Annotated in this window: 18 protein-coding genes; 10 read left to right on the top strand and 8 right to left on the bottom strand. The window is 62.7% G+C overall.

All coding sequences use genetic code 11. From position 1 onward, the window contains the following. Window positions 1–53: 53 nt before the first annotated feature. Entirely contained in the window at window positions 54–509 is a 456-nt protein-coding gene (locus QM716_RS27790; protein ID WP_003941110.1) for a tellurite resistance TerB family protein, read from the top strand. A gap of 56 nt (window positions 510–565) precedes the next feature. On the opposite strand, the gene QM716_RS27785 is transcribed toward QM716_RS27790, so the two are convergent. After that, a complete protein-coding gene (locus QM716_RS27785; protein WP_283307477.1) occupies window positions 566–1,087 on the bottom strand; it encodes a 2-oxo-4-hydroxy-4-carboxy-5-ureidoimidazoline decarboxylase in 522 nt (173 codons plus the stop codon). Window positions 1,088–1,815: 728 nt separating this feature from the next. Continuing rightward, window positions 1,816–2,274, bottom strand: coding sequence for a hypothetical protein (locus QM716_RS27780; RefSeq protein ID WP_283307476.1), 459 nt, complete (start codon window positions 2,272–2,274; stop codon window positions 1,816–1,818). A gap of 539 nt (window positions 2,275–2,813) precedes the next feature. Here QM716_RS27780 and QM716_RS27775 point away from each other — a divergent pair. Continuing rightward, entirely contained in the window at window positions 2,814–4,001 is a 1,188-nt protein-coding gene (locus QM716_RS27775) for an IS110 family RNA-guided transposase (protein WP_283307475.1), read from the top strand. Window positions 4,002–4,155: 154 nt separating this feature from the next. Here the strand turns inward: QM716_RS27775 and QM716_RS27770 are convergent, their stop codons facing one another. After that, complete coding sequence (locus QM716_RS27770) at window positions 4,156–4,923, bottom strand: class I SAM-dependent methyltransferase (RefSeq protein WP_283307474.1); 768 nt, start codon at window positions 4,921–4,923, stop codon at window positions 4,156–4,158. Between the two features lie 392 nt (window positions 4,924–5,315). On the opposite strand from QM716_RS27770, the gene QM716_RS27765 reads away from it, so the two are divergent. Beyond that, window positions 5,316–5,771: a GNAT family N-acetyltransferase gene (locus QM716_RS27765; RefSeq protein ID WP_283307473.1), complete on the top strand. Its 456-nt coding sequence runs from the start codon at window positions 5,316–5,318 to the stop codon at window positions 5,769–5,771. A gap of 1,033 nt (window positions 5,772–6,804) precedes the next feature. Here QM716_RS27765 and QM716_RS27760 read toward each other — a convergent pair. Both QM716_RS27760 and QM716_RS27755 read right to left on the bottom strand, forming a co-directional pair. Beyond that, window positions 6,805–8,784, bottom strand: coding sequence for an amino acid permease (locus tag QM716_RS27760; RefSeq protein WP_283307472.1), 1,980 nt, complete (start codon window positions 8,782–8,784; stop codon window positions 6,805–6,807). 4 nt (window positions 8,785–8,788) lie between these two features. Continuing rightward, on the bottom strand, window positions 8,789–9,607 hold the full coding sequence (locus tag QM716_RS27755; protein ID WP_283307471.1) for a polysaccharide deacetylase family protein: 819 nt from the start codon (window positions 9,605–9,607) through the stop codon (window positions 8,789–8,791). A 122-nt stretch (window positions 9,608–9,729) separates the two neighbouring features. Between QM716_RS27755 and QM716_RS27750 the strand changes: the two genes are divergently transcribed. The 3 genes from QM716_RS27750 (at window position 9,730) to QM716_RS27740 (ending at window position 12,493) form a co-directional block, all read left to right on the top strand. Next, entirely contained in the window at window positions 9,730–11,259 is a 1,530-nt protein-coding gene (locus tag QM716_RS27750) for an LCP family protein (RefSeq protein ID WP_283307470.1), read from the top strand. Between the two features lie 133 nt (window positions 11,260–11,392). After that, window positions 11,393–11,599 (top strand): hypothetical protein, encoded by a 207-nt coding sequence (locus QM716_RS27745; RefSeq protein WP_283307469.1) that lies wholly within the window; start codon window positions 11,393–11,395, stop codon window positions 11,597–11,599. 63 nt (window positions 11,600–11,662) lie between these two features. Further along, window positions 11,663–12,493 (top strand): crotonase/enoyl-CoA hydratase family protein, encoded by an 831-nt coding sequence (locus QM716_RS27740; RefSeq protein WP_283307468.1) that lies wholly within the window; start codon window positions 11,663–11,665, stop codon window positions 12,491–12,493. Window positions 12,494–12,581: 88 nt separating this feature from the next. On the opposite strand, the gene QM716_RS27735 is transcribed toward QM716_RS27740, so the two are convergent. Continuing rightward, on the bottom strand, window positions 12,582–13,073 hold the full coding sequence (locus QM716_RS27735; protein WP_003941181.1) for an inorganic diphosphatase: 492 nt from the start codon (window positions 13,071–13,073) through the stop codon (window positions 12,582–12,584). 103 nt (window positions 13,074–13,176) lie between these two features. Between QM716_RS27735 and dacB the strand changes: the two genes are divergently transcribed. Genes dacB through hpt form a run of 4 tightly spaced genes read left to right on the top strand, consistent with a single transcriptional unit; the run spans window position 13,177 to window position 17,195 of the window. Next, a complete protein-coding gene (gene dacB, locus QM716_RS27730) occupies window positions 13,177–14,586 on the top strand; it encodes a D-alanyl-D-alanine carboxypeptidase/D-alanyl-D-alanine endopeptidase (RefSeq protein WP_283307467.1) in 1,410 nt (469 codons plus the stop codon). Continuing rightward, the gene (locus QM716_RS27725; protein ID WP_283307466.1) at window positions 14,586–15,659 is read left to right on the top strand and encodes an Rv3626c family coenzyme F420 biosynthesis-associated protein; all 1,074 of its coding nucleotides are present in this window, start codon (window positions 14,586–14,588) and stop codon (window positions 15,657–15,659) included. Before dacB ends, QM716_RS27725 begins: the two co-directional genes overlap by 1 nt. Then, entirely contained in the window at window positions 15,660–16,637 is a 978-nt protein-coding gene (gene tilS, locus QM716_RS27720) for a tRNA lysidine(34) synthetase TilS (protein WP_283307465.1), read from the top strand. A 3-nt stretch (window positions 16,638–16,640) separates the two neighbouring features. Then, window positions 16,641–17,195 carry a hypoxanthine phosphoribosyltransferase gene (gene hpt, locus QM716_RS27715; RefSeq protein ID WP_283307464.1) on the top strand — a complete coding sequence of 185 codons (555 nt, stop codon included), beginning with the start codon at window positions 16,641–16,643 and terminating at the stop codon, window positions 17,193–17,195. A 40-nt stretch (window positions 17,196–17,235) separates the two neighbouring features. On the opposite strand, the gene QM716_RS27710 is transcribed toward hpt, so the two are convergent. Next, on the bottom strand, window positions 17,236–18,645 hold the full coding sequence (locus tag QM716_RS27710) for an acyl-CoA synthetase (protein ID WP_283307463.1): 1,410 nt from the start codon (window positions 18,643–18,645) through the stop codon (window positions 17,236–17,238). Between the two features lie 28 nt (window positions 18,646–18,673). Then, complete coding sequence (locus tag QM716_RS27705) at window positions 18,674–20,014, bottom strand: SLC13 family permease (protein ID WP_283307462.1); 1,341 nt, start codon at window positions 20,012–20,014, stop codon at window positions 18,674–18,676. Window positions 20,015–20,027 lie beyond the last annotated feature (13 nt).

The raw sequence follows: 20,027 nt of genomic DNA, 5'->3' as shown, positions 1-20,027 counted from the left end.
AGAGTGGTGGTACGACCACGCGCAGTGTGTGGCGGCAATACTCGAGGAGACTCATGGCATTCTGGGATCAGTTGAAGGCTAAGGCTCAGGAGATGAACGGCCAGCTCAAGACAAAGACCAGCCAGTTCCAGAACAAGGAATTCAAGAACGCGAGCATGGCAATGTGCGCGTTGATCGCCGCCGCAGACGGTTCGATCGATCCGTCGGAGCGTCAGAAGACCGCCGCGCTGATCATGAGCAACGAGTCGCTCGCGGTCTTCCCGCCGGACGAGCTTCGTGAGCAGTTCGACTGGTACTGCAGCAAGCTGTCCTCGGACTACGAGTTCGGCAAGGTCGAGGCAACGGCGACCATCGCCAAGCTCAAGTCGAAGCAGGATCAGGCTCGCGCGGTCATTCAGATCGGCATCATCATCGGCGGCGCGGACGGCAACTTCGACGAGCACGAGCGCGGCGTCGTCCGCGACATGTGTTTTGCAGTCGGAATCTCTCCGGCCGAGTTCGATCTCTGATCGATTCAGGGCATGAAAGCGGGTGCAGCGCGAAGGCGCTGCACCCGCTTTCGCGTTCAGTACTCGGGATAACCGTCCTCGGGGCCCAGCATTCGCTCGATCCTCGTCCGCGTGATCTTGGCGAGCTCGTCGACGCAGACCTTGCGCTCGACGGACCGTTCGTTGGACATCCGCTGGCCGATGTTCTCGAGCAGGTCGTCGGCGTCATGGCCGTGCGAACACCACAGATACCGGAAGCCGAAGTTCCGCTCGTACTCCTCGCCGGCGCGGTAGATGGTTGCCATGACGGCGTCGTCCGGAGCCCAGATCGAGCATTGTTCGAGGTGGGACGGCACGCTGTTCTTGCGCACACCGACCGGTGGATGGCACTGCAATGCTCGCTCGACGTCCTCGTCCGAGAGGTTGAGAATCGCGTCCTCGGCTCGCGAGAGGATCTCCGCGTGATCAGCGAACGGACGTCCGTCGCTGACCCACCCGGCCCACGTCAGGGAACAGCAGCACTCGAAAAGTGCGTGTACCGCCTTCTGCCGCGGTAGTTCGTTGAAGCGCTCCAACCCGATCGATTGATGTAGCAGCATGTGACCTCCCGGCCCGTTGTGCCTCCAGGCGCGCTCGACATGCCGCGCGGTAACCAGATACGCGGCCAATTCGATAATCCGCCGCTTCACCTGGGAAAGGAAGGTTCGCTCACCGAGTTTTCAGGTTCTTAACGCGGCGTAACGAGCTGACCGGCCCGCATCCAGCTAGGCGCCTTGCTCGCCGCACTCGCTCTCGCGATCGTCATTGCCCTCGGCATCACCGCCTGGCGCATTCGTACTTTCCCTCGCCGTGCAACAAGACCTCGCCAGGCAAGCTCTCCGAGGTGACTCCGTGTGAGCTCGGCGGAACACAGTGCTTCTGAAACCCTGGTAGATATGGCGAAGCCGCCGGCACCAAAGAGTGTGTCCAGCGGCTTCACAAGGTCGGTGCCCGTCTTGCGCCTCTCGGCAAGTGGCCGCTCGAAGCGGCATTTCTAGGGTGGTACCCGGGGCAAAGAACCGAACACCGACAGCCTCTGCAACGAACACGCCCACAGAGTTATTCCACACCGCTGAACAGCGCAGTCGATCATTTCCGGGTGATGATCGTCCGCAACACGAAAGCGGAAGACCACAGCGGTACCGGCTCCGACCGCGACACCGGACACCACGTCGGCCAGGAGGACCCAGACCGTGACACCGAGGACCGCGGCAGCCGCGATCGCCAATGCGACATCGGCAGGCGCCGGGCGAGGCTGGCGATCTCACTTCCCCTTGCCGGCTTGGGGTCAGGTCCGTTTGCGGCTCGCGATCTCGTCAGAGAGTTGCTGAACGTGGGCGGGGTCCGCATCCCGGGCAAGGGCGACGTAGTGGTCCATGACGGCCGGCCGGTAGCGCACGGGCAACGTCTGTCCTGGGGCGAGTCGGGTCAGCTCGGTGATCGTGAGGTCTTCGTCTGCGATACCGCGGAACGAGATGCCGTCGGAGGTCTCCACGTCGAACATCAGGACCACGCGTGGATTGCTGTTGACCTCCCGCCAGTCGACGAGAACGCCGAGCGCAAGCTCCCCCGTACGCAGTTCCGAATTGCGCTTCAATGCACCACTACTCATGAACGGATTCGGGGCGACGCCCGGAAAGTCGGGCCCGACGCCGAGCGATTCCCGACTCAGATCGGGCCTGAGCTTCGACATCACATCGTCGAGCGACATCTTCGAATCGTTGCGCTTCTTCTTCCAACCGAACATCCTGACCCCTCCCTCGCACCGGTGCCGGAATCTCGGCCTGGAGCTTCACCCTGATTGCGATTGTATGTCGCGGTCATTCCCGATCTCCGTCGCATCGCCGCGTCCCGATGGGGTCGCCGACTGCGGTCGCGGACGGGCTCGGTCGGTGCACCCGTCTGTCGGATGAGCGATAGACCAGGAACCCCTGTGAGTCAGATCATTTACTGCATCCGCCCGCCCGCCCGCCCGCCTGCCTGGCCACCTGCGGTGTCCCCGAAGAGAACTCCGCTTCGCTCAGTCTGTGAAAGCGTTCTGTTTGTTTCCTTACCGTTCTTGCCGGGCGGTGCTGGCCGAATATTTGTAGGTTCGGAGCTTGCCTGGGAACGCCGGGTATGGCTCCTTTGTTTCTGCTGTGCGCATGGCTGAAGGAGAATGGCCGCCCGGTCTCGACGACGCGACCGCTCATTGAGAGACGCGAACGATATCGCTGTGTAAGGACACGACGGAGAGGTCGTCCACCAGGTTTTCAGCCGACTCGACAACCAACCGAAGGGGAGCGCGTGAAGCCGCTAGCGGGTATAGATGCAGGTAAAGCTCATTATCACTGTGTGGTGATCGACAGTGAGGGAATGCGATTGCTCTCTCGTCGGGTCGCAAACGACGAAGCAGATCTGACGACGCTCGTCGACACCGTGCTCGAACTGTCTGGTGGTGGTGTCGTGACTTGGGTGCGGGATCTCAACAGCGGCTGCGCCGGACTGCTGATCGCGTTGCTCGCGGACCGAGAGCAGATGTTGTTGCTGCCAGGCAGGATCGTTTATCACCCCGCCGCCGGTTATCGCGGTGACAGCAAGACCGATGCGAAGGACGCGGCGATCATTGCTGATCAGGCCCGGATGCACCGCGATCTGCATCCGATGCGAGTGGACGATGAGATCAGCGTGGAGTTGAAGATCCTGACCTCTCGTCGCACGGATCTGATGCGAGATCGGACCCGAGCAATCAACCGGCTTCGAGCACTGCTGACCGGGTATTTCCCGGCGCTTGAACGAGCATTGGATGTGCGCAACTCTGCGGGCGGGTTGATCTTGTTGACCGGATATCAATCGCCTGACGGACTTCGGAAGCTCGGTCGGACGAAGTTGGAAGGGTGGTTGCGGAAGAGGAAGGCATACAACGCCTCTCGACTGGCGGATGTTGCGATCGAGGCTGCAAGCGGGAAGTCGGTGCCGGTGGCTGGGCAAGATGTCGCCGCATCGGCAGTGGGTAAGCTGGCACGTCGGATACTGAATCTGAATGTTGAATTGCGGGAGTTGGATTCCGTGATCGAGGAGCGGTTCCGTGGGCACCGGCATGCAGAGGTGATCGAATCGATGCCAGGTTTCGGGCCGTTGCTCGGTGCCGAATTCCTGGCTGCGACTGGTGGAGATGTGTCTGCTTTCTGTAGCGCCGACGGGCCGGCCGGCATCTCTGGTCTGGCGCCAGTGCCGCGTGATTCAGGGCGTGTCAGTGGAAATCTTCGGCGACCGCGCAGATATGACCGCAGGTTGTTACGCGCTTTCTGCCTGTCTGCGCAGCTCAGTATCCGTCACAGCCCTCAGTCTCAAGTCCTCTACAACCGCAAACGAGCCGAGGGAAAACGTCATACACAGGCAGTTCTCGCGTTAGCGAGACGGCGGTTGAACGTGTTGTGGGCGATGCTCCGGGACAACGCTGTCTATCAGCCCGGGACGGGTACTGCCGCATAAGTCGCTTGGCAACGAATGGCGAGCTGACCAGAGACCCAGCCGCCCGGACCGGAGGGTTGCGATCCCGGTGCGTCCGGGGCTTCGGGGACAAATCCTCTTTTGCTGCGCTGCGCTCAGCTGAAGGACGGGACTCCAATTATCGCTGGTGGTAGGGCTAGATCTCTCGTTTAGCCGTGATCAACTCGGTTCGGTACGGGTGGTCGAGTGTCCCGGTGGCGGTGATTATTTTCCGTACTGCGGTCAGTAGCTGGTCTCGTTGATCGGCGCCGAGTCGGATGTGATCGGAATAGGTACCGACCAGGGCGCAAAAGCTGTGAGCGGTATATCGGTGCGACCATTCGTAGGTTCGGTTCGTCCAGGGGGTGAAGCCGGTGATGTGTTGCACGGGTGTGGATTTGGCTTGTTGTTCCTGTTTCGTTCCTGGAGGGGGGAGTTCAGGGGCTATTCGGGTGTAGGCGTCGCGGATTCGATCCCAGACAGGGCCGGTGAGAGCTCCGGGACGATTCCACCACAGGCACAGTGCCCCGCCGTCTTTCAACGCTGCCGTCGCGACAGCGTTTCCTTGTGTGGGGTTGATCCAGTGCCAGGATTGGGCAGCGGCGACGATGTCGAACTGCCCAAGGTTGGGGTCGGTGTCCTCGAATGCAGCGTTCAGGACGCGGACCCTGTGCCCGCTCGTTCGAGACCGCGCGATTTCAGCCATGTCGAGGTCTGGCTCTATAGCGGTGACGATTGCGCCCCGCTCGGCGAGGGCGAGAGTGGCGCGGCCGGTGCCCGCTCCTGCTTCGAGGATGAGGTTGCCGGTTCCGGCTGCCAGGACATCGGTATATAGCTGCTCGGGGTAACCCGGTCGCCATCGATCGTATTGTTCGGCTGTCTGGCCGAAACTGAGGGCTCTTTCTGCTCTGACATGGTCATCCATGCAGGCGACGCTAGTGGTGGTCGGTGACGAACTGCTGAACGAACTATGACCACAGCCAGGCTCGACGGGCCGAGGGTCAGTCTTCGGATAGGCGATCACGCACGCTCGCTGGCTTCAGCAATGCCGCGTCCTTCGGTGAAGCATCGACCTGGGAAAAACCGCGCAGCCTTCGGCTCCGTCCCGATCGGAACGGCCTGCGGTCGTGCTTGACAAAGCCTATTGAGATTCTCCTTCTGGCCTTCCGATTTTGACCGGCGGTGACCTGCGCGCAACCACTGACTCCGCTTCGCTCCGGCCTTGATCGCACTCCATATCTGGCCGACATGCGGGTGACCGGAAACGGTCGATCGCGAGATACTGCGTTCGTTTGTGAGTTTCCTACAATCAGGAACATGGATGTGCAGACGGGCGTGCGTGAACGCGACGAGCAGTGCTGCATCGAGCTATGGCTCTCTGCACTGCAGGGACGTGATGGTGAGGTCGACGAGAATCGAGTGCGCGACCGTGCACGCGCCAAGTTCGAACGGCCGATCATACGATTCGCCGTCCTGGGCCCCGAGCCGATCGGTTTCGCGCTCACCGTCGAAACAACGGAGCGCGTCGCCGTTCTGGAACTGTTGGCGGTGAGTCCTGATACCGTCGGTAGAGGATGCGGGACGGCGCTGTTGGTGGACGCAGTGAACAGCACTCAGCTCGCCGGCTATCAGCAGATCGAATTGCAGGTACGTGCAGGCAACTCCCGCGCGATCGGCTTATACCGGTCGATCGGCTTCGAGCGTACAGGCCGCGTGCATGAGCATCCGTTGGGTGGAGACGCCATGGTGACCTTCGCTCGGGCACTGACATGACAGGTGATCGACGCGGTGAGCTGAACATCGTTCCACCCGCAGATACATCGCCAGGATTCTCGTCGAAATATGTTGCGCTGGTGAGAGTTAATCGGCGATACCTGAACGCCTGAATAGATCGAGAATCACGTCGACGGCAGAACTGGGCGCCGAGACTGGGCGTTGGCCGTCAGATCAGGTCGAGCCGTCGCTCACGATTTGGCTCGGATTCGGTGCTCTGCTGCGCCGTCGGCGGTGAAAACCTCGTCCGGGTGCACCGATTTCGTGTACTTTCCGTGGTCGTAGTTGATGGCCTCGCTCGGGTCTGCGGTACGGTCGCCACCTCTTCCGATCGTGTAGACGTGGGGTGCCTGCGCATCGGGTTCGCCGATTTTCGACCGTCAGTCCGGTCGCCGCAGATCCTGCGCATTGGATGAGACGTGACTTCATCAGTTCGCGATCCTCTACAGTATCCGGGGTTTCGATGATCGTTCTAGTTGACGGTGCGGTGTTCTATTACTCGACGATTTCTATCGTTGCGCCGTTCAGTGTCGCGGTCGCGGGGTTGTCTGCGCCGACTTTCGCATCGAGCTCCCGTTGCTGCCGACTCCGCTGCGCTGTAACGCTTTTGATTTTGATTCCAATGTAGGTGCCGTCTTCATTCTCTACGAGGTTGTCGTAGCGGCGGCCGTGTGTGTCCCCCGGGACCTTCGCAGGACTTGGTCTCGAAGTACATTGGCTTCGAACTGCTCGCCGACTTGGTCGAGGCCGCGTTCCTCAGCTTCGCGTGCCGCATCACCGGAGTTGCCATTTGCGTAACGTCCAAGCGGGTCCCGGCCGTCGTCACGCCCCCACTCGTTGATCGCTTCGCCCAACACATATGCCCCGGCGAGTAGAGGGTCAGACGCGGATTCGCAGATGTTCACCGGATGCGTATTTGCGGGATGCACGAACATCGTGGCCGAGGATGGTTGTGACCCGACGCAATCAACGACGCTGGCTGTGCGAGCAACGCCGCACCTGTACACGCGTGGGAGTCGGTGGGAGTGCGGCGTCAACCGACGTGGACGTGGGGCCGTCGGGACTGGTCGGGTTCGGCGCGGCGAAGGACCTCACGGGTCACCGGAGCGGTTTCGCCCTCACCGATGAAGAGGAATCGGAGCAGGTACATGATCGGGTTTCCCTCAGTCCACTCGAAGTAGACGTCGGGAATCACGCCGGTAATGTCTCTCGTCCGCAGGAGAACCGCCGCGATGGTGTTGGGGACGGCCGGACTGTCGACCCACAGAATCCGGTGCTCACCGCGCTGTCGCCCGTGGACGAGGAGGTCGGTGCTGAATTCAGAGGAGTCCGTGACGTTTACCTCGATGAAGATGATCGACTCTGCCTCCGGGATGTTGCTCTCGGCGCGCTGCTGCGATTCCTTCTGCCGATACTCGTCCTCGTCGAGGCGGTCGACGTCGTGCGCCACCACCGCGAGGTAGCCCTTCTCTGCCGCCTCGGTGATGAATTGCAGCGCGGTCTCGTCGAATTCGACGGAGGTGGCGCGAAGTTCGAAGGCTCGCGAGATCCGGGAAAGAAAGGACACCACCATGATCGCGGCGATGAAGAAGGAAGCGACCTTCACCCCGTCTGGGCGTTCGAAGATGTTCGCGATCGTCGTGTAGACGAACAGAACGGCGACAAAACTGAACCCTACGAACAGTTTTCGCTGACCACGCTTGCGGGCGGACAGGGCAACGGCGACGGTCGCCGACGAGATGAGCACGAGGACGCCGGTTGCGTACGCGGAACTTTGAGCGTCGACACCGGCGTCGAAGTAGATCGTGACGGTGATGGCGATGACGCTGAACACGAGGACCAGAGGACGCACGGCGCGGGCCCACGACGGCGCCATGCCGTAGCGGGGGAGATACCTCGGAACGAGGTTGAGCAGGCCCGCCATTGCCGACGCACCGGCAAACCAGAGGATCAGGATCGTGCTGAGATCGTAGAAGGTTCCGAAGATCTCACCCAGGTAATCGTGCGCGAGGAAGGCAAGTGCGCGACCGTTGGCAGCGCCTCCGGGCTGGAACTCGTTCTCCGGGATCAGGATGGTGGTGACCAGGCTCGACGTCAGCAGGAATCCACTCATGATCAGTGCCGCCGTGGTGAGTAGGCGCCGTGCGCCTTTGATCCTGCCGCGCGGGTTCTGCTCGGTGTCGTGCGGATCGCCCTTGATCTGCGGCATGACCGCGACCCCGGTTTCGAAGCCGGACAGGCCGAGAGCCAACTTCGGGAAGACGATCAGCGCGATCAGGATCATCATCGCCGGGTTTCCGTGCTCGGTGGTCATGGCGCGCGTCCAGTCGGTGACCAAAGACGGCGCGGTCGCGATGTGCCACAGACCTACGGAGATGACCACCACGTTCAAGGTGAGATAGACGGCGACCAGTCCAACCGCGATACCGATAGCTTCGGTGAATCCGCGGAGGAATACCGCGGCGAGGAGCGCGAGCAGAACCAGGGTGACGGCGACGGTGTGCCCGGAGAGAAAGGTTGGTGCAAAAGGGTTCTCGACGAGGTGCGCCGTGGCGTCGGCAGCCGAGAGTGTCATGGTGATGAGGAAATCGGTGGCCGCGAACCCGAGAAGAACGAGAACGAATATCTTTCCGCGCCACTTGGGGAGCAGCTTCTCGAGCATGGCGATCGAGCCCTCGCCGTGCGGACTCTCGCGAGCCACTCGCCGGTAGACCGGCAGCGCACCGAACAGCGTCAGCAGGATCAATACGACCGTCGCGATGGGAGCCAAGGTGCCGGCCGCCAGTGCCGCGATACCGGGTTGGTAACCGAGAGTGGAGAAGTAATCGACACCCGTCAGGCACATCACCTTCCACCACGGGTGGCGCTTCTCCTTCTTCGGCGCCATCCGGTGAGGCCCCAGATGTCCGGCGGGTTCCTCGGTGATGTCCGCGAGCAGCCAGGCCTCGGTGCGTTGTTTCACAGACGGAGCCGTGTTTTCGGCCGGGACCTCGTTGTCGGCTGCGGTTACCACGGCGTCACGGCTTCAGATACACGTCGTTGAGCGTGACCGTCCGCAGGTTCCGGCTCCGGATGATGTCCACCAGTTGCGGATACACGTGGGTCACGGGCAGGTAGTTGAGATGTCCGATCACTATGGCCCCCGGATTGAAGTACTGATTCGCCATCTGCAGGATGTACTCCTCGGTGATCAACGAAGAATCCGACAGTGACCCGTACCAGAGGGTGGGCACGGTGTATCCGACGCTTGCGGCCACGGAATCGACTGTCGCGTTGTGCCTTCCGTACGGCGGCCGAAAGTACGGCGCGGCGTCCACGCCGTAAGTGTTGCGCAGGAACGTGCCGTTCTTCGTCAACTCGTCGGCAATCTGCTGCTTCGACACGGACGTCAGATCCGGGTGCGAGAAGGTGTGATTGCCGAGCTGAATTTGTCCGCTCTCGACCAGCGGCCTGAGAAGTCCAGCGTTTTCGGTCCACGAGTTGTATTGCCCGTTGACGAAGTACGTCAAACGGATGCCGGTGTCTTTTGCGAACTGTGTGTAGAGGCGCACGACTTCGGAACTGGCTCCGTCGTCCACGGTCAGCGCGAGCAGATCTCCGCCACCTGGCAGTCCGGTCAACGATCCGCCGGCAGGTAGCGCCACCCGGGCAGACAGCGGTGGAGGCGGTAACAAGGCCTGCGGGAGATCCGGAACAGGGATGGGGTCCGCTGGTTCGTCGGCTGCGGCGATGGCTGTCCCGACCGAACGTGACGAACAAGCGGTTCCCATGGTCACCGCGGCGGTTCCGGTCAGAGTTGCTGCTGCGAGGGCACTGAGGAAGCGTCGGCGGTCCACAGGGCGGAGCCTAGAGCAGATTCGCCCAATTCGGACTTCATTCTCAGCGTTCTTTCAGCGAATGACCAGCCGTATCCGGTATCGACAGGTTCTACTCAGGAACGGTGGATAGCGTGTCGGCCGTGGAACCGCGACCTCGACACTCGGCAACCAGGCACAGACGTAGGCGTCCACCGCAGCGTTCGACGCTCTCGGTGGGGCGCAAGCTGGCGGCGGCGTCCTTGTCGACGACGATTCTGGTCGGCGTCGGAATCGGGTGGTACGTGCAGTCGGATCTGACGTCGGGGCTGTATCGGTCGGACGCGCTCTCCGCCCTCGGTGACGACGCCGGCAGCTCGCTCGACGGGGATACCAACATCTTGTTGATCGGGCTCGACAGTCGTAAGGCGATGGACGGCAGCGACCTGCCGGCAGAGTTCGTCACCGACAAGTTGCACGCGGGGGACAGCGATGTGGGTGGGTACAACACGAACACGCTTATCCTGCTCCATGTTCCGGGTGATGGTGGCAAGGCGAGTGCGGTGGCAATTCCACGCGACGATTACGTTGCGGTACCCGGCTACGGAATGGCCAAGATCAAGGAAGCATACGGATTGGCGAAGGCTGAAGCTGACGCCAAACTCGTAGCGGACGGTGTGACGGATCCTGCTGTACGAGAACAGCAAGCACGCGAAGTCGGAAGGCGGTCGACACTGACCACCGTGCAGAATCTGCTCGAGGTTCCGATCGATCACTTTGCCGAAGTGAACCTGATGGGCTTCTACGACGTCGTTTCTGCTATCGGCACAGTCCAGGTGTGTCTCAACAATCCGGTGCAGGATGACTTCTCGGGTGCCAACTTTCCGGCCGGGGTCCAGACTCTTGATGCGTCACAGGCGCTTTCGTTTGTCCGGCAACGCCACGGTCTGGACAACGGGGACTTGGATCGCACCCACCGACAGCAGGCATTCATCAGTGCGGTGATCGCCAACCTGAAGGGCTCCGGCGTCATCGGCAACATTCCGAAGATGACGGCACTGGCCGACGTGGTGAAGAAGGACGTGGTGATCGATTCCGCCATGGATCCCGTCCGATTCGCTTCTCAGGCAAGCGCTCTCGCGGGTGGGAACATCGACTTCTACACCCTTCCGATCGAGGGATACGAGACCGTCGACGGCCAGGATGTCAACATGGTCGATCCGGCGCGTCTGCGTAGTGAAGTGTCGAAGATCTTCGCGGGAGGTGACGCGGCGTCAGCGCCTTCGATGGACACCGCGATCTCGACCGGGAACGAAGTTGTGGACATCCGCAACGGAACCGCGACGGACGGGTTGGGCGCCGCGTTGTCGTCGGAGTTGAAAGCGTCGGGAGTCGAAGTCGGAGAGGTGAGCACCGCGGCTCCAACGGCGAAGTCGGTGGTCAGCTATGGAGTCGGCGCCAAAGCCGTCGCAGAGGCGCTGGCCGAGCAGCTGGGTGTGGTCGCGGTGTCGAACGAGCAGGCAGCGGCCGAATCTGTGTCTGTACTGATCGGTGAGGACAATGCGCAGACCGTGTTCTCGGCCGCTCCTGCACAACCCGGCCCGTCGGTATCGGATGGGACCGTTCCCGATACGGGAGCACAGGGATCGCCCATCCGAAGCGACGCGAACGGCGGCATCCCCTGTGTGGACTAACTCTCAGGTAATTCGCACGAAACTCACGCTGACTTCTTTCGTCTGCGGGTCTACATTGGAGAAGTCGAACTCAGTCGGGTACTTCACCTTTGGGGTACCTGACTGAGATTGCGTAGTTGAAAGGATCACCGACATGGCTACAACAGCAGCGGTACAGAATCCGACACGCTCAGACGCCAGGACCATGTCCTTGTCCGAGTACGTGGCCGAGCATCCCGCGCAGCGAGTTTTTCCGCCCACGAGTGAGCGGGCGGCGAGGATGGCGATGCTGATCATGTTCGCCCTGATGGCCGTCACCCTCGTAGTGCTCGTACTCGACGAGGCAGGAACCTTCGGATGAAGGCAGCGTCTTGGATAGGGCAGCGGTCTTCGGCTGAGCCCAACCTTTAGTTACTCTTGAGTAATGACTGAACAGAAGAGCTGGAATGCGTTCACCGTCGAGCGCGAAGACAACATCGCCCAGGTGACGCTGATCGGGCCGAGCAAGGGCAACGCGATGGGTCCGGATTTCTGGAGTGAACTCCCCGAAATCTTCGCCGACTTGGACGCCGACCCCGAGGTGCGCGCAATCGTCATCGCCGGTTCCGGCAAGCACTTCTCGTTCGGCCTGGACCTGCCGGCAATGAGCGGTGACTTCGGTGCTGTCCTCGCGGACAAGGCTCAGGCAGGACCACGCACCAAGTTCCACGACATGATCAAGCGCATGCAGTCGGGTATCAATGCTGTCGCAGATTGCCGCAAGCCCGTCGTCGCAGCTGTGCAGGGCTGGTGCATCGGCGGCGGCGTCGACCTCATCACTGCAGCGGACATCCGCTACGCGAGCGCCGACGCCAAGTTCAGCATCCGCGAGGTCAAGGTCGCGATCGTCGCAGACATGGGCAGCCTCGCACGTCTGCCCGCGATCATCGGCGACGGACACCTGCGTGAATTGGCGCTGACCGGCAAGGACATCGACGCAGTGCGCGCCGAGAAGATCGGTCTCGTCAACGACGTGTTCGAAGATGCCGACGCAGTACTGGCCGCGGCGCGCGAAACCGCGAAGGAGATTGCCCTCAATCCGCCGCTCGTCGTCCACGGCATCAAGGACGTGCTCGATCACACCCGCAGTGCGAGCGTGAACGACAGCCTTCGCTACGTCGCAGCCTGGAACGCGGCGTTCCTGCCTTCACAGGATCTGACCGAGGCCATCACCGCCGTCTTCCAGAAGCGCCCGCCGGTCTTCCAGGGTGAGTAGGAACTGCAAGGGCGAGTAAAAACAGCACAAAAAATCCCCGCGCATCTTCCGATGTGCGGGGATTTTTGCAAGGCCTGAGAACTTGAGCTCAGTGACCGCCGTTGGCAGCGAGACGCTTGATCGAAGCCTCGATCTCGGCCTCTGCCTCGGCGCGGCCGACCCAGTTGGCGGCCTCGACGTGCTTGTTCGGCTCGAGGTCCTTGTAGTGGACGAAGAAGTGCTTGATCGCGTCGAGCTCGAACTGCGAGATGTCACCCAGATCCTGGATGTGATCCCAGCGGGGGTCGCCGGCCGGAACGCAGAGGACCTTGTCGTCTCCGCCGGCCTCGTCGACCATCTTGAACATCGCGACTGCGCGAGCCTCGACGATGACGCCGGGGAAGACCGACTCGGGGAGCAGGACCATGGCGTCGAGCGGATCGCCGTCCTCACCCAGGGTGTTTTCGATGAAGCCGTAGTCGGCCGGGTAGCCGAAAGCTGTGTAGAGGTAGCGATCGAGTTTGACGCGACCGGTTACGTGGTCGACCTCGTACTTGTTGCGCTGACCCTTGGGGATCTCGATGGTGACGTCGAACTCCACGCCGATTCCTCGCTGTCGTGTCGGTAATGATTCGTCGGAAGGATATCGGGTCAAGGATAAGGTTGCCTGACCACCCAGTAGGCAGAGCACAGACGGAGGGGCGTTGGCGGGCCAAGGAAAGAAGAAGATCGGCTCGTTGGAAGAGAGTCGACGGCGCAACTTCCGCATCCTTCTGGCGGTCGGTGCAGTGGTTGTACTGGCTGTCGCCGGAGTTGTCGTCGTGAAACTCGGTACGTCGAACGACACTGCCGGCAGCGCGACCGTGACTACGTCGCCGCAGCCTGCGCTCGTGACGCCGTCACCTCAGGTGGTGCCCGTCCCGACGGACGCACCGATCCCGAGCGCGTCGGGAATCGCTGCGGCGATCGGCCCGGCTGTGGCCAACCCGGATCTCGGGAAGTTCACCGGAGTTGTCGCCGACGCGCTGACGGGGAACATTCTGTGGAGCGCAGACCCGTCGACCCCGATGACGCCGGCATCGACGACGAAGGTGCTCACCGCATCTGCGGCACTGCTGAAGTTGCCGCTCGACCACCGACTGTCCACGACGGTGGTTCCCGGAGCGAGTCCCGGCCAGGTCGTTCTGGTCGGCGGCGGTGACCCGACGCTGACGGCGACGCCGAAGGGGCAGAGCGGGTATTACGCCAACGCCGCTCACATCGCGGATCTCGTCGACCAGATCAAGGCTGTCGGTACGCCGGTGACCAGCGTCGTGGTGGACGCGAGCTTGTTCAAGGGCGACAACATGGCCACCGGCTGGTTCCCTGCTGACATCGCGGCGGGCTACATCACTCCGATCGAATCGGTGATGGTCGAAGGCGGTCGGTACGACGGCACTCAAGACGAGTCGCCGCGTTCGGAGACTCCCGCGTTGGACGCGGGCAAGGTCCTCGCTCAGGCGCTCGGTGTCGATCCCACCAACGTGAGTCTCGGTGCGGCGCCTGCCGGTGCCAAGCCGATCGCCACCGTGCAGTCGGCACCGCTGAGCGACCGGTTGCTGCAGATGATGGAACATTCCGACAACGTGCTCGCCGAGACCATCGGGCGTGAGGTCGCGATTGCCTCCGGAATCGAAGCCTCGTTCACCGGAGCCGTCGACGCGACCGGCAAGACCTTGCAGGCGGCCGGGTTCGACTACACCGGAGTTTCGCTGCACGATTCCAGCGGGCTGTCCGTCGACGATCTCATTCCCGCTCAGGTACTCGATCGCGTCATGACGGCTGCGGCCGGTGACGGTGATCCGAAACTGCGTCCCCTGTTGGACTACCTTCCGGTGGCCGGCGGAACAGGAAGTTTGTCGGACCGCTACGCGTCCGGAAACCGAACCGGTGCGGGTTGGGTACGGGCCAAGACGGGAACTCTCTCGACGGCCAGCGCGTTGTCAGGGTTCGTGGTCGATCAGAACGGGCGAGTGCTCACCTTCGCACTGATGTCCAATGACCGGCCGCCAGAAGTGAGCCGTCCTGCCCTGGACGCGATTGCCGGAGCATTGAGGAATTGCGGGTGCCAATAGTGGCCGAAAAGACTCCACAAGATGACGAAGCCTCGGCTCCGCTCGGTGGCGCCGTCGACTGGAGTCTTGCCGCCAAAGCCGGGATAAAACTGGCGCGTGGCGGCCCCGCGATGTCTCGCTACACAGCCGAGACTGCGACGGCAGAACTAGCCGAAGCATCCAAGCGCGCAGAACTGCCGGTTCGTGAAGTGACCGGTTTGGCCGACGGTCTTCCGGTCCCGGCCGCTGACGTGTTGGACCGGGCCGGGTGGATCACGGCAGCCTCGCGGTCGATGGCGCATCTCACCGGCGCCGACCCCGATGGCAGTGGCAATTTCATCGTCGGAAAGCCGGCAGGCCTGCAGGCCGGCGCAATGCTGGCGTACCTGTCTTCGGCGATCCTCGGCCAGTACGACCCGTTCACCGGTGAGCACGGCACGCTGCTTCTGGTCACACCGAACATCGTCTCCGTCGAACGGTCCCTTCGCCTGAACCCGAGTGACTTCCGGTTGTGGGTCTGCCTGCACGAGGTCACGCACCGGGTCCAGTTCTCGTCCTCGCCCTGGCTCGCGGACTACATGAAGGAATCCGTCGAAACGCTCGGTGCGACGGTGGACGAGTCTATGACCGACGTAGTCGGGCGCCTCGCCGCAGAGCTGCGTTCCCGGAAGGAACCCGACTCCAGTGACGGTGCGACGGCGGGCGGGATCATCGGTCTGTTGCGTGCCTCGCAGGCTGAACCTCAGCGTGACGCGCTGGATCGAATGCTCGTACTCGGCACCCTCCTCGAAGGGCATGCAGACCACGTGATGGATGCCGTCGGTCCCGCCGTGGTGCCGTCGGTGGCAACTATCCGCGCGGCCTTCGACAAGCGTCGGCAGCGCAAGTCCAACCCCGTACAGCGGATCATCAAGATGCTGCTCGGCATGGACGCCAAGATGGCGCAGTACGTACGTGGCAAGGCCTTCGTCGACGCGGTGGTTCTCAAGGTCGGCATGGAGCAGTTCAACACCATCTGGACCGGGCCGGAAACCCTGCCGTTGCTCGACGAGATCGACAACCCCGACGCGTGGGTGACGCGCGTTCTCGGCTAGATGCTGCTGCCCGAGACGCCTGCACTGTTGGCGCTGCGACAGGCCGTGCGGGCGTGGACAGTCGCATACGAGCCACGACGCCGCGTGGTCATCGCCCTGTCCGGGGGAGCCGATTCGTTGGCGCTCACCGCAGCAGCTGTGGCGGAAACCGAATCAGTCGACGCGCTGATCGTGGACCATCGCCTCCAAGATGGTTCGGATACTGTCGCACGCTCGGCCGCGGACCAGGCACTGACGCTGGGTTGCCGGACCGCGACGGTGCTGACCGTCGACGTCGCCGAAGGTGGGAGTCTCGAAGCCGCCGCGCGTGAGGCTCGCTACAACGCCCTGCGCGGCGCCAGGGCCGACCGCCCGGTTCTACTCGGACACACCCTCGACGATCAGGCCGAGACCGTGCTTCTCGGACTCTCCCGCGGGTCCGGTGGGCGATCGATTCAAGGTATGGCTGCATTCGACGTTCCCTGGGGACGGCCGCTACTCGGCATCCGTCGATCGGTGACCAGGGCGGCCTGCGTCGACCTGGGAATCACGCCGTGGGAGGACCCGCACAACAACAATCCCGAGTTCACTCGCGTGCGTCTGCGGCACGAGGCGTTGCCGCTGCTCGAAGAAATTCTCGGCGGGGGAGTTCCCGAAGCGTTGGCCCGAACCGCGACGCAGTTGCGTGAGGACGGCGAGGCGCTCGACGAGTACACCGAGGCCCTTCTTCTACGGGTTGTCGTCGACGGGGAAGTGGAAGTGGACACACTTGCCGATGCGCCCACCGCAATCCGTCGACGCGCTCTGCGGGCCTGGTTGTTGCAGGGTGGCGCAAAAGCATTGACGGACAAACAGTTACGGGCAGTCGACGCCCTGGTGACCGACTGGCGGGGGCAAGGCGGCGTCGCGATCGGGGGCGGAACACCGGAGGCGAGGTTGGTGGCGGCCCGCCGACGTGGCAGGCTGATCCTCGGATTCGAAGACCGACGAAGGGTTTGACGCGTGTACGAGGGCGACATCGCATCGGTACTGATCTCCGAAGAACAGATCCGTGCACGAACGACGGAACTGGCTGAGGAAATCGCCAAGCGTTACCCGGCAGGCGCCCCCGAAGGGGATCTCCTGCTGATCGGCGTTCTCAAGGGAGCGGTCTTCTTCATGACCGACTTCGCCCGCGCCCTGCCGATCCCGTCGCAGATGGAATTCATGGCCGTCAGCTCCTACGGATCCTCGACCTCGTCTTCGGGCGTCGTCCGCATCCTCAAGGACCTCGACAAGGACATTGCCGGTCGCCACGTGCTGATCGTCGAGGACATCATCGACTCCGGTCTGACGCTGTCGTGGTTGATGCGCAACCTCAAGACGCGTAACCCCGCTTCGCTCGAGGTCGTCACCCTGCTCCGCAAGCCCGATGCCGTCAAGATCGACGTCGACGTCCGCGACGTGGGCTTCGACATTCCCAACGAGTTCGTCGTCGGTTACGGCCTCGACTACGCCGAGCGGTACCGCGATCTGCCGTACATCGGCACCCTGGACCCCGAGGTTTACGGCGGCTGAGCCTGCTCGCGCCTGAGTGAGGCTCAGGCGCGGACCCGGCTCAGGGCGTGAGCAGTTTCTTCTGCACCTTGCCCATGGCGTTGCGCGGCAAGCTGTCGACCAGCCATACCTGGCGAGGGCGCTTGTGGATCGACAGCGATTCGGCGACGAAGTCCGAAACCACGGCGCAGTCCGATACCTCGCCGACGATGAACGCGACTATGCGCTGTCCGAGGTCGTCGTCCGGCACACCGACGACGGCGGCTTCGCGAACACCCGGGTACGCCAGCAGAGCCTGTTCCACCTCGCCGGCACCGATGCGGTATCCACCGGACTTGATCATGTCCACCGAGTCGCGACCTACGATGCGGTGGAATCCGCCTTCGTCGACCACCGCGATGTCACCGGTGCGGAACCAACCGTCTTCGGTCATGGATTCCGCTGTCTTCGAAGGGTTACCGAGGTACTCGTCGAAGAGCACGGCTCCCGCGACTTCCAGTTGACCTAGCTGCTCTCCGTCGTGCGCCGACAATTCCCCGTTCTCGCCGCGCAACCTCGTCTTGACTCCCGGTACGGCGTGCCCGACCCAACCCGGGCGGCGTTCGCCGTCGTGCGTCGTGCTGACGGTGATGAGGGTTTCACTCATTCCGTAGCGCTCGACGGGAGCCAACCCGGTCAGCGATTTCATCCGCTCGAACAATGGAACCGGAAGTGGTGCACTGCCGGACACGAGCAAGCGCGCAGATCGCAATGCCGCTGCCGCCGAGGGATCACCGCACACGCGTGACCAGACGGTCGGAACACCGAAGTACAACGAACCACCTGCGGCGGCATACGATTCCGGGGTCGGTCTGACGGTGTGAATCAGCGGCGAGCCCACGCGCAACGCGCCCAGCACTCCGAGGATCAGTCCATGGACGTGGAAGAGGGGCAGTCCGTGGACGAGTGTGTCCTCCGGAGTCCAATTCCACACGTGGGCAAGCGCGTCGAGATCTGCTGCGATCGCTGCTCGCGAGAGGACGACGCCTTTCGGAGCTCCGGTGGTTCCCGAGGTGTACATGATCAGTGCGGTAGCTGCCGCGCACGGTTCGGGATAGGACGTCGCGGATCGCGCGTGAATATCGATGGGAACCAACGGGATGCTCGAATCCGACGGTCCTTCTCCGAGTATCAGTTCGGCCTTGGAATCGGCGATGATGTGCTCACGTTCGAGCGGGCCGGAGTCCGGTGGGATCGGGACCACGGCAACACCAGCGATCAGTGCGCCGGCGACAGCGACCACCGTCTCGAGGCCGGCGGCGGCTTGTACTGCCACTCGCTGTGCACCGTGGATTCGATCGGCGACCGCGGTGGCGGCGGCCAACAGGTCGGCGCGAGAGAGGGTGGCACTTTCGCCGAAACTGACCGCCGCCTCGTGGTCGTCGAATGTGCGAGGGTCGAGGGAGCGCAGAAGTGTGGATTCGCTGTTCATCGCGAGTTCTCTTTCTTTGAGCGAAGATTCAGACGGACCAGGGAACAACGAACAGCAGCCAGGCGAGTATCGGCGTCACCACCATGATGGTCATGCCCCACCGCATCGTCAGCCCGAACACCACGTCGCGTTCTTCCGGAGCGGCGTTGGCCACCACAAGTGCGCCGTTGGTCGAGAACGGACTGCAATCGACCAGGGACGAGGAGATTGCCAGCGCGATGACCAGGCCGGTTGCATTGACCTGACCGGTCATGAGAAAGGGAATAGCCAAGGGGATAAGTGCTCCGAGGATTCCGGTGGTGGATGCAAACGCCGACACGATCGCGCCGATCAGGCAGATCAAGAAGGCTGCGAGAAGTGGAATACCTACGTGTGCAACCGAATCCCCGAGCCACTGGACGGTGTTCTGGTTCTGCAGAAGAGCGACGTATGTGACGATTCCACCGATGAGGAGCACGGTGCCCCAGCTGATCTTGTCGACGGCGCCACGGGCGGAGGCCGGGAAGATCAGAGTGAGAAGTACCGCGACGGTCAGTGCGGTGAATCCGACGTCGAGGTCGAAGACCAAGGCGCCGAGTGCAAGCGACGCCAGTCCGAGCAGGGTGAGTCGCCGCTCGAGATTGAGGGCTCCCTCATGCGGAGCGGTCCCACCGGAGGGCTTGCCGCCACCCTTCGAGCTGTCGCCGGGGCCCGAACCGGTGATGGTGTCGCCACCGCCAGACACGTTGCCGACTGCGTTGACGAGCACGCGTTCAGAGGCGCCGCGCGCAATCAATGCGCGACCGCCGAACGAGACGTATGCGATTGCAGCAACAACGGCCGCGGCCGCGAAGGTCGAGACGAACAGCAAGGCCGGGCTCGACGGGAGGCCGTTCTGGCGCATGACGTCGTTGGTGATGACGCCGAAGATTCCGATGGGGGAGAAGCTGCCCGCCGTTGCGCCCTGGACGACCATGAAGCCCATCAGCATGGGGTGGATTCGGTAGCGGGTGGCGAAGCCCATCGCCACGGGCGCGATGATGGCGACGGCAGCGGGACTGACCGCGCCCATGGCGGTGACGGCCGCGCACACCGCGAACATCGCCCACGGCACGAGGGCCACTCGTCCTCTGACTGCCCGGACGGCCGCGTGAATGATCCAGTCGACCGTGCCGTTGTTTCTGGCCAGCGCGAACAGATAGGTGACGCCGACCAGGATGACGAAGAGGCTGGCTGGGAAGCCGTCGAGGATCTCGCTGGTATCGACGGTAAATACCAGTGTTCCGACGACAAAGGCAGCCACCAGGGCAAGCGCGCCCATGTTCACCGACCTCACGGTGGATATGACGAACACCAGGACAAGTACTGACAGGGCTATGACATTTGCCATCGAACTCTCAATC

It is taken from the genome of Rhodococcus sp. IEGM 1409 (assembly GCF_030056735.1).
Classification (GTDB): domain Bacteria; phylum Actinomycetota; class Actinomycetes; order Mycobacteriales; family Mycobacteriaceae; genus Rhodococcus_F.
The sequence above is the reverse complement of the archived record's forward strand: the minus strand, read 5'-3'. Positions and strand labels throughout refer to the sequence as shown.